Genomic DNA, 14,432 nt, shown 5'->3' with positions numbered 1-14,432 from the left:
GTGCGTGGGATTTGGGTTTGGCCGCAGGGGTGGTGTGGGCCATAATCCTCGCCGGGATTGATACGTGCTTTCGAAGGCTCCCGGATGTGCTTACCCTGCCCGCGATCCTGGTGGTATGGGGGTGGGCGGCGGTGACGGAACCGTGGTGGATCCTTGGCGGGGTCATATGGGCGTGCATATACTTCCTCATGCCAGGATTCGGGGGTGGCGATATCAAACTCGCAGCATCGTTGGGGGTGCTGGTGGCGGCGCACGGCGTGTTGGGGTGGTGCGCGGCGGTGGGCGGGGCGTCGATAATCACGGTGGCGGCGGGGATGCTTACGCGAAGCCCGACGGTGGCGCATGGGCCGGGCATGCTTGCGGCCACATTTGCGGTATGTCTATTGTGAGCGTTTGAAGTGGGGGGTGATGTTTTAACAGGCACTGTGTTCGTGACACAATGAACCGCATGCTTCGATGGACAACAGCAGGTGAATCCCACGGTCAGGCGCTCATCGCGATGGTTGAGCACATGCCGGCCGGGGTGCCGCTCACTCGTGCAGACATTTCCGCCCAACTCGCCCGCCGCCGCCTCGGGTACGGACGCGGCGCGCGCATGAAGTTCGAAGCGGACGAGGTGACCGTGCTCGGGGGCGTGCGGCACGGGTTTACGCTCGGCGGGCCAGTCGCAATCATGATCGGTAATACCGAGTGGCCGAAATGGACCACCCTGATGAGCTCCGATCCGGTTGATATGGAAGACCCGGAAATCGCGGCGGCGTTCGCCTCCGGGCGGGGTGCGCAATTGACGCGTCCGCGGCCCGGGCACGCCGATTTCGCCGGGATGTTGAAATATGGGTTCGAAGAGGCGCGTCCCGTCCTGGAGCGGGCATCAGCGCGGGAAACCGCCGCCCGCACCGCCGCCGCGACCCTGGCCCGCAACTTCCTGCGGGAGGCGTTGGGCGTGGAAGTGCTTTCGCACGTGATCTCTATTGGCGCGTCCGAGCCCTATGCGGGCCCGCTGCCGGTTTTCGCGGACCTAGAGGCCATCGATGCGTCCCCGGTGCGCGCTTTCGATGCGGCCGCGGAGGCTAGCATGATCGCGGAGATCGAGGCCGCGAAAAAGGCCGGGGATACGCTCGGCGGTGTGGTCGAAGTGGTGGTGCACGGGCTGCCCATCGGGCTGGGATCGCACGTGTCCGGCGAGGATCGTTTGGACGCGCAATTGGCCGCCGCCGTCATGGGTATCCAGGCAATTAAGGGCGTAGAGATCGGCGATGGTTTTGCCACCGCACGCCGCCGCGGCTCCGTGGCGCACGATGAAATGGTGCGTGGCACGGACGGCGGCGGGATCGAACGTTTGAGCAACCGCGCGGGCGGGCTGGAAGGCGGCATGACCAATGGCCAGTCCCTAGTGGTGCGCGCCGCTATGAAACCCATTTCCACGGTGCCGCGCGCGCTGCAGACGGTGGATATGGCCACCGGCGGCCCGGCCGCCGCGATCCACCAGCGTTCGGACGTGTGTGCGGTGCCGGCGGCGGGCGTGGTGGCGGAAGCCATGGTGGCGCTCGTCCTCGCCCGCGCCGTGCTGGAAAAATTCGGCGGGGATAGCCTCGCTGAAACCAAATGCAATATCGATTGCTACCTTGACCGGGTTCAACAACGTTTGGAGTTTTAATGTCGCCTCGCGTAGTGCTGGTAGGCCCCCCTGGGGCGGGGAAAACAACGATCGGCCGGCGGCTGGCGCACGCCCTGAACACCAGCCTTGTAGATACCGACGATCTGATCGAAGAAGCAACCGGGCGCACCTGCGGGGAGGCGTTCACCGAACTCGGCGAGGAAGGCTTCCGCAAGCTGGAGGCCGCGGTGGTCGCGGAGGCGCTCGGCCATAGCGGCGTGGTGAGCCTCGGCGGCGGCGCGGTAACCACCCCGTCTAATCGCGAACTCTTGGCCGAACATTCCGTCGTGTGGGTGGATGTGTCTGTGGCGGAAGGCGTGCGCCGCACGCTCGCCGAAAACACGCGCCCGGTATTGGCGGCGGCGGATCCGGAGGCTCGGTACCGGCAGCTGTTGGAAGAGCGGATGCCGTTGTACCGTGAAGTTGCGGGGTACCGCGCTCGCACCGATGGGCGCACCCCCCGCCAGGTGGTTGCGGATGTACTCAACTACCTGGAAACGCACAGCGATACCCCCGGAAAGGACACCTGACCGATGACCGTGATCTCCGTGACCGGAGCCTCCCCCTACGACGTCACGATCGCACACGGGGTGACCCCGCAGATCGTGGCGGCAGTGCGGGCGGATTGTACGAACGTACTTATCATTCACCAGGAGCCGCTGATGGCGGCGGCGGAAAATTTGGCGGCGGCGCTGCGGGCGCGCGGGCTCAAGGTGTTCGCGGCGGAAGTGCCGGATGCCGAGGCCGGCAAGACCCTCGCCGTGGCGGGGGAGCTATGGGATCGCTGCGGGGAGCTGGGTTTGGGCCGCCGCGATGTGATCATTGGGCTCGGTGGAGGCGCGGTGACGGACCTGGCGGGTTTCGTGGCCGCGTGCTGGATGCGCGGCATCGATGTGATCCAGGTGCCCACGACCCTCTTGGCGATGGTGGACGCCGCCGTGGGCGGTAAGACCGGTATTAATACCGACGCCGGGAAAAACCTGGTGGGGGCGTTCCACGAACCGGCCGCCGTATGCATTGACCTGGACTTTTTACGCACGTTGCCGGTGGAAGAGCTGATCGCGGGCTCGGCGGAGATCATTAAGACCGGTTTTATTGCGGACCCCGTGATTCTGGACTTATACGAGTCCGACCCCGCCGCCTGCCTCCGCGTGGACGGGTACCTGCCCGAATTGATCGCACGTTCGGTTGCGGTAAAGGCGCGGGTCGTGGCCGCCGATTTGCAGGAGTCCGGTCTGCGGGAAATCCTTAATTACGGCCATACGTTCGGTCATTCCGTTGAGTTGCGGGAGGCGTTTCGCTGGCGCCACGGGAACGCCGTCGCCGTGGGCATGATGTTTATCGCCGAGCTCGCCGAGATTCACGGGCTTATCGACGCCGCGTTAGTGGACCGCCATCGCAATATCCTGCGCTCCATTGGGTTGCCGGTCAGCTACGAATCCGGTTGCTTTGACGAACTTTTGGTCGGTATGGGGCGCGATAAGAAGAACCGCGAAGGGAAGCTGCGCTTTGTGGCGCTGACCGGGCCGGGGGACACCACCCGCCTGGTGGACCCGAGCGTGGAAACCCTCCGCGAAGCCTACGAACGGATCAGCTAAACATGCATGTGTATGTGGTGAACGGGCCGAACCTGGACCGGTTGGGCAAGCGGCAGCCGGAGATCTATGGCTCCACGACCCTGGCCGATGTGGAGGCCAGCATTCGGGCGCGGGCGGCGGCGCTCGGGGTGGAGGTGAGCTGCTTCCAATCGAACCACGAGGGGCAGTTAATCGAATGGGTGCACGAGGCCGCGGACCGTGGTTGCCCCGTGATTATCAACCCCGGCGGCTTTACCCACACCTCCGTAGCATTGCGCGACGCGCTGGTGGAATTGGAATGCGTGATCGAGGTTCACATCTCCAATGTGCACGCCCGCGAGCCGTTCCGCCAACACAGCTATATTTCCCCGATCGCCCGCGGCGTTATCGCAGGTTTGGGGGTGCGGGGCTACTTGCTGGCATTGGAGTACCTCTGCGCCAGCGAGCCGGTACAGTGAGTTTATGACACTTCTTGCGGACACTCGTTTTGCTACCCGCCGCCGCACATTGGCGGCGGCCCTGGCCGGCCAACGCATCGATTCGATGCTGATTACCCATCTGACACATGTTCGATACCTGTCCGGGTTTTCCGGCTCGAACGCCGCGCTGCTGGTGCACAAGGATCTCAGCTGCGCGATAGCCACCGACGGCCGCTACACCACGCAAATCGCGGAGGAAGTGCCGGATATCGAGGCGCTGATCGAACGCCCGAGCGCCCAGGCGTTGCTGAAAAAGATCACCGGCCCCCGGCGGGTCGGCTACGAGGCGGCCTTCGTTTCCGTAGCGGAGCTAGAGAACCTCCAACAAGCCTGCGGCGAGGACGTCACCCTCGTCCCCGTCACCGAAGTGGTGGAGAAAATCCGCCTTATTAAGGACCCCATAGAGCTCGAACGCTTGCGCGAAATTGCCCAGGTGGCCGCGACCGCCTTCGAGGAGTTGCTCGCGGCGGGTGAGCTTGCCATTGGGCGGACAGAACGCGACGTCGCAACGGACCTTGAATACCGCATGCGGAAACTCGGCGCGGAACGCCCCAGCTTTGAAACCATCGTCGCCTCCGGCCCGAACTCCGCAAAGCCGCACCACGGCGCCGGCGACCGAGTCATCGCGGCCGGGGACCTTGTTACCATCGACTTCGGCGCGCACGGGTGCGGCTTTAACTCGGACATGACGCGCACGCTGATCATGGACCACACCACCGATTTCACCGCCGAAATCTACGAAATCGTTTTGGCCGCGCAACTCGCCGGCATCGACGCCGCCACCCCGGGCACCGCATTGGTGGATGTGGACCGCGCCTGCCGCGACATTATCGCCGATGCGGGTTACGGCGAATACTTCGTGCACTCCACCGGGCACGGAATCGGCCTGGATGTTCACGAGCCGCCGTGGGCCGCGATGACGGGCACTGGAACCCTCGAACCCGGTATGACACTGACTATCGAACCGGGCATCTATGTACCTGGCAAAGGTGGGGTGCGGATCGAAGATACGTTAATTATCACAAACGGGGCGCCGGAGATCATCACCAAAATAAATAAAAACCTCCACGTGGTGTAGGATTGGGGAGCTCAATTGCACCACTGTTATGTAGGGAGAAAGACCCAGTGGCAACCACCGCTGATTTTAAAAACGGCCTTGTGCTCAAGCTTGAGGGCAAGCTCCAACAAATCGTAGAGTTCCAACACGTCAAGCCGGGCAAAGGGCCCGCCTTCGTGCGCACCAAGCTCAAGGACGTCGTCTCCGGCAAGGTTGTGGATAAGACGTTTAATGCTGGTGTCAAGGTTGAAACCGCGACGGTGGACCGCCGCGACATGACCTACCTTTACAACGACGGCACCAACTACGTCCTTATGGACGATAAAACCTACGATCAGATCGAGGTTGCGCCGCACTTGATGGGCGATGGTGCCAAGTTCCTCCTCGAAAACACCGTGGTGCAGGTCTCCTTCCATGAGGGCGAGCCGCTCTTCTGCGAACTCCCCGTGTCTGTCGAACTGAAGGTCGAACATACGGATCCCGGTTTGCAGGGCGATCGGTCTACCGGTGGCACCAAGCCCGCCACCTTGGAAACCGGCGCCGAAATCCAGGTGCCGCTGTTCATCGAAACCGGCAATGTGCTGAAGGTGGACACCCGCGATGGTTCCTACATTTCGCGCGTAAACAACTAGGCGGCGGCGGAGTGAATACTTCCCGGCAAGATCCTGCGAAACGCCGCGGCAGCCGGTACCGCGCACGCCGCCGCGCAGTAGACATCCTGTTCGAGGCCGAGTTTCGCGATGTGGACCCCGTGGCAATCGTCCAAGACAGGATCGAATTGTCGCAGCAACCCGATCCGCCCGTGGCGCCAATCGCTGAATACACCCAGCATATCGTCGGTGGGGTGGCGGTTGAGCTCGATCGCGTCGACGACACCATTAGCCGTTACCTCGCCGACAACTGGCTTCTTGAACGCATCCCCGCCGTCGACCGCGCCATCCTGCGCATCGCGGTGTGGGAAATGCTCTTCAACCCAGACGTGCCGGTGAAAACCGCAGTGGTCGAAGGCGTGGAACTCGGCAGCGAATACTCAACCGACTTCGCCGCCCCCTATATCAACGCCGTTCTTGACGCCGTGGCAAGAAACATCGAGGAACTCCGCGCCGAAGCCCTCGCCGAAATTGAAACCCTTGCTGAGGGTGAGGCTCTTGATGTGAGCGAGGCCTTTGGTGAAGCTGAGGCTGAAGGCGAGGTCCTTGATGTGGGCGAGGCCGGCGAGCTTGAATCGATGGATGCGGAACTTTCGGGAGACGAGGCCTCGGAGGAGTTTCCGGTAGGCGAGCCTTATGGGGATGGTTCTTCGGAGCAGCCAAATGAAGCTGCGCTTGAGGAAGAGGCGCAAAACCAACCGATCACAGTTGATGCGCCGGAAACCCAGGAGAGCTTGCCGGTAGAGAGTTCGGTGGAGAATACCGAAGACGGCAAGTGATCCATATCACTTTTGGTTGCCTAGTGCCCGCCTCGGTGTTACTTGGGGCGGGTTTCGCTTGTGTTCAGGACTAGGCGACGGGTTCATTTCGCGAAAGTTCGACCCTCATCGTCTGGGAAGCTCCGCCGGCCCCTGCTCGCCGGATAGGTTGTGTGCAGCCGTTGACCTGCGATCGTCCGGATTTTCTTCATTAGGGTGGTCAACGAAGAATGGAAAGACGAGCTGCGGGGTTTTTGGCCCAGATTCGTCCGGAATTTCTTCGTAAGGGACCCGAATGAAGAATAGAAAGACGAGCCCAGGTCAGCAGTTGTACACAACCCATCGGCGACCTTGGCGGTGGTACATAACTTATTGCCGCTGGGGTGACTTGAGGGCCGAAATCGGCCGACGATTCTCCGCGCTCAGGCAGAATCGACACGCTGGGACGATAGGGACGGTGTTTCCGCAGGAACGCAACACGGCCGTGTTAGATCTGCCTGAGGCAGATTTGACCGGGCCTGCTAGTTCGAAAAAGTTCAAACTTTACGCGGGCAATTCGGAATGCTGCGGCTGGTGTCCAGGTCGGTTGAGTCATAACCCACGCGGCACCAGCGGCGCAGGTGAGGACTGGGCGCGGCGCAACCTATCGGACCAGGCGGGGACTGGGCGCGGTGCAACCTATCGGCGCAGGTGAGGGAGGGGTGTAACCCAGCGGGCACAACGCAGCTTGTGGGCGGATCCGCGGCAGGGGGTTAGACGCCGCCCCATTCGGTGGTGGGGGCGGGGCTGACATCGGCGCCGGGGATTTGGGAGCTGAGTTCGTAGGCGGCGTGGATTAATCCGCCGAGGCTGCTTTGCAGGGTGAGTTCGAGGAGGCTGTCGCTGAGCCCGGGGTGGCAGGAGATTACGTCGAAAAATGATAGGACGGCGTGTTCGTTCTCGGTATCCATCGCGATTTTGATGCGGGTGTATTTGCGGTGGAAATCGTTGATGCGGAAGAATAGGTCGCGCTGCAGCTCAGGGGTGTTATCAAGTTCCAGGTCCCAGTCGGCCGCCAAGACGAGGAGTTGGCCGGATTCCACGGAGGCGGCGATGGGTACGCGCAGCTGGATGATATTGAGCTGATTGGAATCGAGCTCCGTTTCCACGCCGATGTTTTTAAAGGCGGTGGCCACCCGCGCGAGGTTGATGGCCCTCATGAAGCGGGCCCCATTCGGCGCAGCGTTTCGGGCTGGATCAGGAACGGATTGGCGTTGGCCAGGCCAAGTTTGCCGCCGGGCAGCGAGCATTCCACGGTGAGCATGAGGTGTTGGCACATGATCCAGGACATCATGGCAAAGGTCGCGATGTTTGTGCCCGGCAGTAGGGAGGCGTTGGGCAGGGTAATGCGGCCGCGGAGTTCCATGGTGGTGGGGGTGGGGGTTTCCAGGATTGCCGTCGGCTGCAGGAGTTCGTAGTTCCAGTCGGTGATAAAGGTGATGAATTCGTCGAGGTTTTCGTATCTTGGTTTGCCCTCCCACGTGCACAGCGCTTTGAGCTGGTCCAGCGTGGCATCGTAGGAGAAATCCACATGCCAGCGTTGCGAGCGCACGCGGACGGTTTCGCCAATCAATTCAAACCGCATTCCTTCGCGGTTTAACCAAGCAACGACACGGGAAAGAGGATTTGGGGTAAGCATTAAGACATTGAATCTGCGAGTTGGGCGATTGCTTTCTGGGCTTGGAGAATGTGGTCCACAGACTCCTTAAGGGCGGCGCGCAATTGATCGTCGGTCATTCCGGCCGCCACCATGATTTCGCATTCGGTGCGAATCACAATGTTTTCAATGCGGTCCATAATCGCCGCCTTGCATTGAAAATTAAAAGCATTGAAATGATTGCAGGCTAAGAATTTGGCGGGATTGCCATCCGCAACGGGTTCGTCCGTGGTGCAATCCGCCCGCACAATCAGGATCGCGCGGCCGATCACCGCGAAGGTCACGGGGTAGCCATTCAGGTTCGCCGTGGCGATCTCTTCATGCGGGGCGAGTTCGATGCCGAAATATTGCATGGCACTGCGCACCCGCTCTAAGGTTACGGCGCTGATCATTCGGCTTCCTCCCACGTAACATACTGCGGAAACTGAGTTTCCAGCCAGTGAAAACACGACCGGGTATTTTCGATTGCGGACATGACAAACGCGCCGATTTGATTGCGCGTCGCGCCGTGACCGATATACAAACCACGATGTGCCCGCAGATTCAGACTACCTTCAGTGATTTCACTGAAACTCAGGCTTGGCATCATCTGCGTCAAGTTCCACTCGTTGACGGCGCCGAGGATAATAGGGGCGTCGCCGCTGGGTGGGGTGCCGCGCCACGCGGCGTCGAAAAGCAAATAATCGCCTTCGATGACAAGGCTCACTGCGGCGTTAGGGAAGCCCGTGCGCAGCAAACCTTCCTCTTCGGGAATGTATTCAAGCTTCTCAGCCTGGAATATTTCCGCAACGCGATCGAGGGTTACGGCGGTGGGTTCAGAATCAGTCACAGGTTTAGCCTATCGTGTCCGACGCATCTCGGAAGCCTTCGCCACCCAACTCGTGGGCCAGCGCACTATCGATAGTCGGGTGCCGGAATTCGCTCGTAAGTACGGATGAGCACACATTGTGATCAGCTAAAACCAACTCTTGAGCGCCCTGAGAACCAAGCAAGAGCCGCGGCCCGAAACTGGGAATTGGAATGATAGAAGGCCGTCCCATCTGCGATCCGAGCTCCCGCGAGAAATCTCGATGCGTGATCGGGCTTGGCGCCACGGCGTTGATCGGACCGACCAAGGATTCGTCCAAAATTGCGAGACGATAAATATCCGTTAAATCGTCCAAAGAAATCCATGACAATCTGTGCTCACCCGAGCCAACATGCCCACCTAAGCCCGTCGAGAACAAGGTGCGCACGATTGGAAGGATGCCGCCCCAACTACTTAACGTCACCCCGGTGCGCACGCTGACCACCCGCACTCCGGCATCCACGGCGGGCGAGCAGGCGTCCTCCCAATCGGCGGTGACGTCCGCGAGGAAACCTTCCCCCTTGGGCGCTGTTTCGTCCACCGGCGTGTCCGAGTGTTCATGCCCGTAGTAGCCGATCGCCGAGGCGCACACCATTACCGTGCATGTCGACGACGCGGCCGCCCGGCGTGCCAGCGCAGCTGTCGGCCCCACGCGGGATGCGCGAATAGCGCGTCGGTGCTCCTCATGAAACCTGCCGACGAGCGGTTCGCCCGCCAAATGCACCAGGCAATCCACGCCTTCCAGCAGGTCTAGGGCGGGGGAAACCGGATCCCACAGGCGCTGGTCCTCGGCGGTGCGATTGATCGCCCCAGGCGTGGTGGAGGGCTCCTCCAAATCCCGAACCAGCGAAATCACGCGATGCCCGGAGGTGGTCAGCAGCGCCCGCAGCGAGCGGCCCACTAGGCCGTGCGTGCCGGTCATCGCGATGACCTTGGGCTTGGCGTTCAGCGGGCCGAGGGCTTGCAAGGTGGCGAGGTCCGAAACCAGCTGGTGTTGCCGGTACGCCAGCATCGCCTCCACGGAAGAGGTGGGCATATTCGTGTGCACTTCTTCCGTAATCAGCGTGCCATCGCCCTGCGGGGTGAGGGTGTGCGTGTGCCGCCAATTCGACAGCGCCTTGAGCGGGGCCTTGATGCACAGGCTGGTGGCGCGCTGGCCGGGCACATAGTCCACCAGGTTGTAGCGGGACACCCAGCGCAGGCCGGCGGGCAGCGAAAACACGGTGGTGCCGTCGGCGAGGCGCTTGGGCTCTTCGATCGGGACCATGGGCACAAACTTGGGCGCGAGGCGAACTACGGCCCCGGGGCGGGACAACCAATCCCAAACCACCTCTGGGGCGTGTGGAACGAAGTGTTGCGCGGTGTGACTCACGACGATAGTCCCCTCCGGGGTTGGCGCTGCGATGTCACTCAAGCATAGACCTTTGCGCGTTCCGTCGCCGTGCCGAAGTAGCGGAAAACCCCACGTGTGCGACCGCCGCCCGGGCTATTTCGAAGTGCGCAACCGACGGTGCGCGGTAGCACCAAGCTGTATAGCGATGCCGCACGCGGCAATGATAAGGTTGTTCGCAGTTCTTAACACAATGGGAGACATCCTTTAACGGACCGCACCGAGAGGCGGGGAAGGAGGTCACGATGGAGCAAGACAATTTGGCCACAACGGAGTTGCTGAGTGCAGACGATGTGGGCCGAACCGTCGCACGCATCGCGCACCAAATTATTGAAAAAACGGCGTTGGATTCCGCCGACGCCGGCACCGTCATGCTGTTGGGTATTCCCTCCGGCGGCGTGCCATTGGCTAAACGATTGGCCGCAAAGATTCAGGAATTCTCGGGGGTTGAGGTGCCCGTAGGGGCTTTGGATATCACGCTGTACCGCGATGATTTGCGCACGCACCCGCGGCGCGCATTGCGCCCAACCACGATCCCGGATTCCGGGATAGATGGTGCCACGGTCATTCTTGTGGACGATGTGTTGTATTCCGGCCGCACCATCCGCGCCGCCCTCGATGCATTGCGCGATATCGGCCGCCCGGAGCAAATCCAACTCGCGGTGTTTGTGGATCGCGGGCACCGGCAATTGCCAATTCGCGCCGATTATGTGGGTAAAAACCTGCCCACCTCCCGCGCCGAAGATATCGCGGTTTCCTTCGCCGAAATTGATGGCCGTGATGCAGTGACTCTTACCCGTAGCGAATAGGAAGCTTATTGTGAAACATTTGCTTTCGATCTCGGATTTAAGCAAAGACGAGATCCTCCACATCATGGATGAGGCAGATAGGTTCCGCGAGGCATTGCTGGATCGGGAGGTGAAAAAACTCCCCACGCTTCGCGGCCGCACGGTGTTTACTTTGTTCTATGAAAACTCCACGCGTACCCGGTCTTCATTTGAGACGGCGGGGAAGTGGATGAGCGCCGATGTGATCAATATTTCCGCCTCCTCCTCGAGCGTGAAAAAGGGCGAGTCGCTGCGCGATACCGCCGCTACTTTGCACGCAATCGGTGCCGATGCGATCGTGATGCGCCACCCGTCCTCGGGCGCGGCGCAGCAGGTCGCCGGCTGGCTGGACGGACCCAGCGTGATCAATGCCGGCGACGGCTCCCACCAGCACCCCACCCAGGCGCTTCTCGACGCCGTGACGATGCGCCAGCGCCTTGGCAATATCACCGACCGCAAAGTGGTGATCGTGGGGGATTGCCTGCATTCCCGCGTGGTCCGTTCGAATGTAGATTTGTTGTCCGCCTTGGGTGCTGAGGTGGTGCTGGTGGCGCCGCCGACGTTGCTCCCGACGGGCGTCGATACGTGGCCGGTGCGAGCGACGTACGCCATGGACGAGGAAATCCGCGACGCCGATGTGGTGATGATGCTGCGGGTGCAACAAGAACGTATGTTGGGCGGGTTCTTCCCCTCGCATCGGGAATACGCGACGCTGTACGGGCTGTCCAAGCAGCGGCTGGCGAGCCTGCCTGAGCACGCCATCGTGATGCACCCCGGGCCCATGTTGCGCGGCATGGAAATCAACGATGCCGTGGCCGACGCTCCGCAAACCGCGATCCTGCAGCAGGTCTCCAATGGCGTCCATGTTCGCATGGCTGTGCTGTTTAATCTGATTATCGGTGTCGGTTCCCCCGCACTGTAACTACCGCAAACTTCAAGGGGAAAAGATGATTGAATATCCCGAAACCGGTACGCTCGGCCCGGCCGCAACCGGCACCCTATTAATCCGCAATGTCCGCCCCTACGGGGAAGGCGAGGCGGTCAACGTACTGGTGCAAGACGGCGTGATCGCGGATCTCGACGCCGCGGCCGACACCACCGCAGACCGCGTGCTCGACGGCGGCGGAAACGTGCTGTTGCCCGGTTTGGTGGACATCCACGTGCACTTGCGCGAGCCCGGCCGCGAAGACACAGAAACCATTGCCACCGGGTCCGCCGCCGCAGCTCAGGGCGGGTTTACGGCGGTGTTTACCATGGCCAATACCCAGCCGGTTTTGGACCAGCCGGTGATCGCCGAATCCGTGTGGTACAAGGGCCAGGCCATCGGCTTGTGCGATGTGCACCCGGTCGGTTCCATTACCAAGGGTCTGGCGGGCAAGGAGCTCACGGAGTTCGGCATGATGGCGCAATCTGCCGCTAAGGTGCGCATGTTTTCCGATGACGGCAAGTGCGTGGATAACCCGCAGATCATGCGCCGGGCGATCGAATATTCGCGCGGCCAGGACGTGCTGCTTGCGCAACACTGTGAGGAACCCCGGCTCACCGAAGGCGCGGTAGCACACGAAGGCGAACACGCCGCGCGCCTTGGGTTGCGTGGGTGGCCGCGCGCCGCCGAGGAATCCATCGTGGCGCGCGATGCGCTGCTGGCCCGCGACTACGGCGGGCGCGTGCATATCTGCCACGCCTCCACCGTCGGCTCCGTGGAATTGGTTACCTGGGCCAAGGAGCGTGGCATTCCGATGACGGCGGAGGTGACCCCGCACCACCTCATCCTCACGGACGAACGTTTGTACAGTTATGACGGCGTGAACCGCGTGAACCCGCCGCTGCGGGAGACGCACGACACGGTGGCGCTGCGCCAGGCGCTTCTCGATGGCGTGATCGATTGCGTGGCCACCGACCATGCCCCGCACGGCTCCGAGGAAAAGTGCTGCGAATTCGAACATGCGCGCCCCGGGATGCTGGGCTTGGAAACCTCGCTCGCAATTATCGCCGATACTTTCGTGCGCACCGGGCTCGCCGATTGGCGCTGGGTGGCCAAGGTGATGAGCGAACGTCCGTGCGAGATCGTGCGTTTGCCGGGGCACGGGCGTCCGATCGCGGTGGGGGAGCCGGCCAACCTGACGGTGGTGGATCCGGATTGCACCTGGGTGGCCTCCGGCGAGGCGATGGCATCGAAATCCGAAAACACGCCGTACGAGGGGATGGAATTCCACACCAAGGTCGTGCACACCGTGCTGCGCGGCCACGTCACGTGCGAGCACGGCACCGCCTCGGCGCCGCGAACTGAGGCACAACAATAATGAACACCCGTTTGAAAGGCGACTCCGTGACTCCTTCCACCAGCAACCAGCCGGCGTACCTTGTGTTGGCTGACGGTCGCGTGTTCCAGGGCGAGGCGTTCGGTGCCGTTGGTACCCGCCTCGGCGAGGCCGTGTTTACCACCGCGATGACCGGCTACCAGGAAACCATGACCGATCCCTCCTTCCACCGCCAGCTGGTGACGTTTACGGCACCGCAGATTGGCAATACCGGTTGGAACGATGAAGATGGCGAATCCCGGGGCGATCGCATCTGGGTGGCGGGCGTGATTATCCGCGACCTCGCCCACCGCGTATCCAACTGGCGTTCGAAGCGCACATTGGCGGAGGAGATGGTCGCGCAAGACATCGTCGGCATTCGCGGCGTCGATACGCGGGCCCTGGTGCGGCACCTGCGCAATCATGGTTCGGTGGCTGCGGGTATTTTTTCGGGTGCCGACGCCGCGCGCCCCCTGGAGGACCTGCTCGCTGAGGTGCAGGCGCAACCGGCCATGGCTGGCGCCGACCTTGCGCGCGAGGTGACTACCGATAGTGTGTACGAGGTTCCGCCGAGTGGCGAAGAGAAGTACACGGTGGTCGCGTACGACATGGGTGTGAAAACAAATTCGATACGCAATTTCAGTGCGCGCGGGGTGCGGTGCGTGGTGGTGCCCGCCAATACCCCGTACGCGGAGATCGTCGGCTACCGTCCCGACGGTGTGTTCGTATCTAACGGGCCCGGCGACCCGGCCACTGCGGATGAAATGGTGGCCGTGGTGCGTGACGTGCTCGCCGCGGATATCCCGTTCTTTGGCATCTGCTTTGGCAACCAAATCCTAGGCCGCGCGCTGGGCCTGGAAACATACAAAATGAAGTTCGGACACCGCGGCATTAACGTGCCCGTGCTGGACCTGGCTAAAGGCAAGGTGGAGATCACCTCGCAAAACCACGGCTTCGCGCTGAAGGGGGAGCGTGGGCAGCAATTTTCCACCGATTTCGGGCCCGCACGCGTTACGCACGTGTGTTTGAACGATGAGGTGGTGGAAGGCGTCGCGCTGGATAGCGGCAACGCGTATTCGGTGCAGTACCACCCGGAAGCCGCCGCAGGCCCCCACGATGCGAACCCGTTGTTCGATCGTTTTATCGAGATTATGGCCGCCCGCAAGGCCGCACACTAGGAAACCAGGAAAGGTA

General features: G+C 61.8%; 16 protein-coding genes and 1 pseudogene. 12 read left to right on the top strand and 5 right to left on the bottom strand.

The annotated features are described in order from the left end of the window. Nucleotides 1-11 precede the first annotated feature (11 nt). The 8 genes and pseudogenes from CCANI_RS07660 to nusB all read left to right on the top strand — a co-directional run. Nucleotides 12-389, top strand: a complete 378-nt coding sequence (locus tag CCANI_RS07660; RefSeq protein ID WP_146324847.1) for a prepilin peptidase — start codon at nt 12-14, stop codon at nt 387-389. Between the two features lie 59 nt (nt 390-448). Next, on the top strand, nt 449-1,657 hold the full coding sequence (gene aroC, locus CCANI_RS07655; protein ID WP_146324846.1) for a chorismate synthase: 1,209 nt from the start codon (nt 449-451) through the stop codon (nt 1,655-1,657). Beyond that, nucleotides 1,657-2,187 carry a shikimate kinase gene (locus tag CCANI_RS07650; RefSeq protein ID WP_146324844.1) on the top strand — a complete coding sequence of 177 codons (531 nt, stop codon included), beginning with the start codon at nt 1,657-1,659 and terminating at the stop codon, nt 2,185-2,187. The genes aroC and CCANI_RS07650 overlap by 1 nt, the downstream gene beginning before the upstream one ends. A 3-nt stretch (nt 2,188-2,190) precedes the next feature. Further along, nucleotides 2,191-3,255 carry a 3-dehydroquinate synthase gene (aroB, locus tag CCANI_RS07645; protein ID WP_146324842.1) on the top strand — a complete coding sequence of 355 codons (1,065 nt, stop codon included), beginning with the start codon at nt 2,191-2,193 and terminating at the stop codon, nt 3,253-3,255. A gap of 2 nt (nt 3,256-3,257) precedes the next feature. Beyond that, a complete protein-coding gene (aroQ, locus tag CCANI_RS07640; protein WP_146324840.1) occupies nt 3,258-3,692 on the top strand; it encodes a type II 3-dehydroquinate dehydratase in 435 nt (144 codons plus the stop codon). Between the two features lie 4 nt (nt 3,693-3,696). Then, nucleotides 3,697-4,791, top strand: coding sequence for a M24 family metallopeptidase (locus tag CCANI_RS07635; protein ID WP_146324838.1), 1,095 nt, complete (start codon nt 3,697-3,699; stop codon nt 4,789-4,791). A gap of 47 nt (nt 4,792-4,838) precedes the next feature. Then, nucleotides 4,839-5,402 carry an elongation factor P gene (gene efp, locus CCANI_RS07630; RefSeq protein ID WP_146324836.1) on the top strand — a complete coding sequence of 188 codons (564 nt, stop codon included), beginning with the start codon at nt 4,839-4,841 and terminating at the stop codon, nt 5,400-5,402. A gap of 11 nt (nt 5,403-5,413) precedes the next feature. Then, a pseudogene (nusB, locus tag CCANI_RS07625) lies at nt 5,414-6,070 on the top strand (transcription antitermination factor NusB); the annotation flags it as partial. 860 nt (nt 6,071-6,930) lie between these two features. Here nusB and CCANI_RS07620 read toward each other — a convergent pair. The 5 genes from CCANI_RS07620 to CCANI_RS07600 are packed head-to-tail and all read right to left on the bottom strand — an operon-like array spanning nt 6,931 to nt 10,135. Beyond that, the gene (locus tag CCANI_RS07620) at nt 6,931-7,377 is read right to left on the bottom strand and encodes a hypothetical protein (RefSeq protein ID WP_146324834.1); all 447 of its coding nucleotides are present in this window, start codon (nt 7,375-7,377) and stop codon (nt 6,931-6,933) included. Next, the gene (locus tag CCANI_RS07615; RefSeq protein ID WP_146324832.1) at nt 7,374-7,802 is read right to left on the bottom strand and encodes a hypothetical protein; all 429 of its coding nucleotides are present in this window, start codon (nt 7,800-7,802) and stop codon (nt 7,374-7,376) included. The genes CCANI_RS07620 and CCANI_RS07615 overlap by 4 nt, the downstream gene beginning before the upstream one ends. Nucleotides 7,803-7,855: 53 nt before the next feature. Further along, entirely contained in the window at nt 7,856-8,266 is a 411-nt protein-coding gene (locus CCANI_RS07610) for a YbjN domain-containing protein (RefSeq protein WP_146324831.1), read from the bottom strand. Then, complete coding sequence (locus CCANI_RS07605; protein WP_146324829.1) at nt 8,263-8,703, bottom strand: YbjN domain-containing protein; 441 nt, start codon at nt 8,701-8,703, stop codon at nt 8,263-8,265. The genes CCANI_RS07610 and CCANI_RS07605 overlap by 4 nt, the downstream gene beginning before the upstream one ends. Nucleotides 8,704-8,707: 4 nt before the next feature. Then, nucleotides 8,708-10,135, bottom strand: coding sequence for a TIGR01777 family oxidoreductase (locus CCANI_RS07600; RefSeq protein WP_246118255.1), 1,428 nt, complete (start codon nt 10,133-10,135; stop codon nt 8,708-8,710). 221 nt (nt 10,136-10,356) lie between these two features. Here CCANI_RS07600 and pyrR point away from each other — a divergent pair, with 221 nt between their 5' ends. Genes pyrR through carA form a run of 4 tightly spaced genes read left to right on the top strand, consistent with a single transcriptional unit; the run spans nt 10,357 to nt 14,416 of the window. Further along, entirely contained in the window at nt 10,357-10,920 is a 564-nt protein-coding gene (pyrR, locus tag CCANI_RS07595; RefSeq protein WP_146324827.1) for a bifunctional pyr operon transcriptional regulator/uracil phosphoribosyltransferase PyrR, read from the top strand. A gap of 10 nt (nt 10,921-10,930) precedes the next feature. Beyond that, nucleotides 10,931-11,860 (top strand): aspartate carbamoyltransferase catalytic subunit, encoded by a 930-nt coding sequence (locus tag CCANI_RS07590; protein ID WP_146324825.1) that lies wholly within the window; start codon nt 10,931-10,933, stop codon nt 11,858-11,860. 25 nt (nt 11,861-11,885) lie between these two features. Continuing rightward, a complete protein-coding gene (locus CCANI_RS07585) occupies nt 11,886-13,241 on the top strand; it encodes a dihydroorotase (RefSeq protein ID WP_146324823.1) in 1,356 nt (451 codons plus the stop codon). Further along, a complete protein-coding gene (gene carA / locus CCANI_RS07580) occupies nt 13,241-14,416 on the top strand; it encodes a glutamine-hydrolyzing carbamoyl-phosphate synthase small subunit (RefSeq protein WP_146324822.1) in 1,176 nt (391 codons plus the stop codon). Before CCANI_RS07585 ends, carA begins: the two co-directional genes overlap by 1 nt. Nucleotides 14,417-14,432: the final 16 nt, after the last annotated feature.

Source organism: Corynebacterium canis (assembly GCF_030408595.1).
Taxonomy (GTDB): Bacteria; Actinomycetota; Actinomycetes; order Mycobacteriales; family Mycobacteriaceae; genus Corynebacterium; species Corynebacterium canis.
Note: the sequence above shows the minus strand (reverse complement) of the source record. Positions and strands in the feature narration are given on the sequence as shown.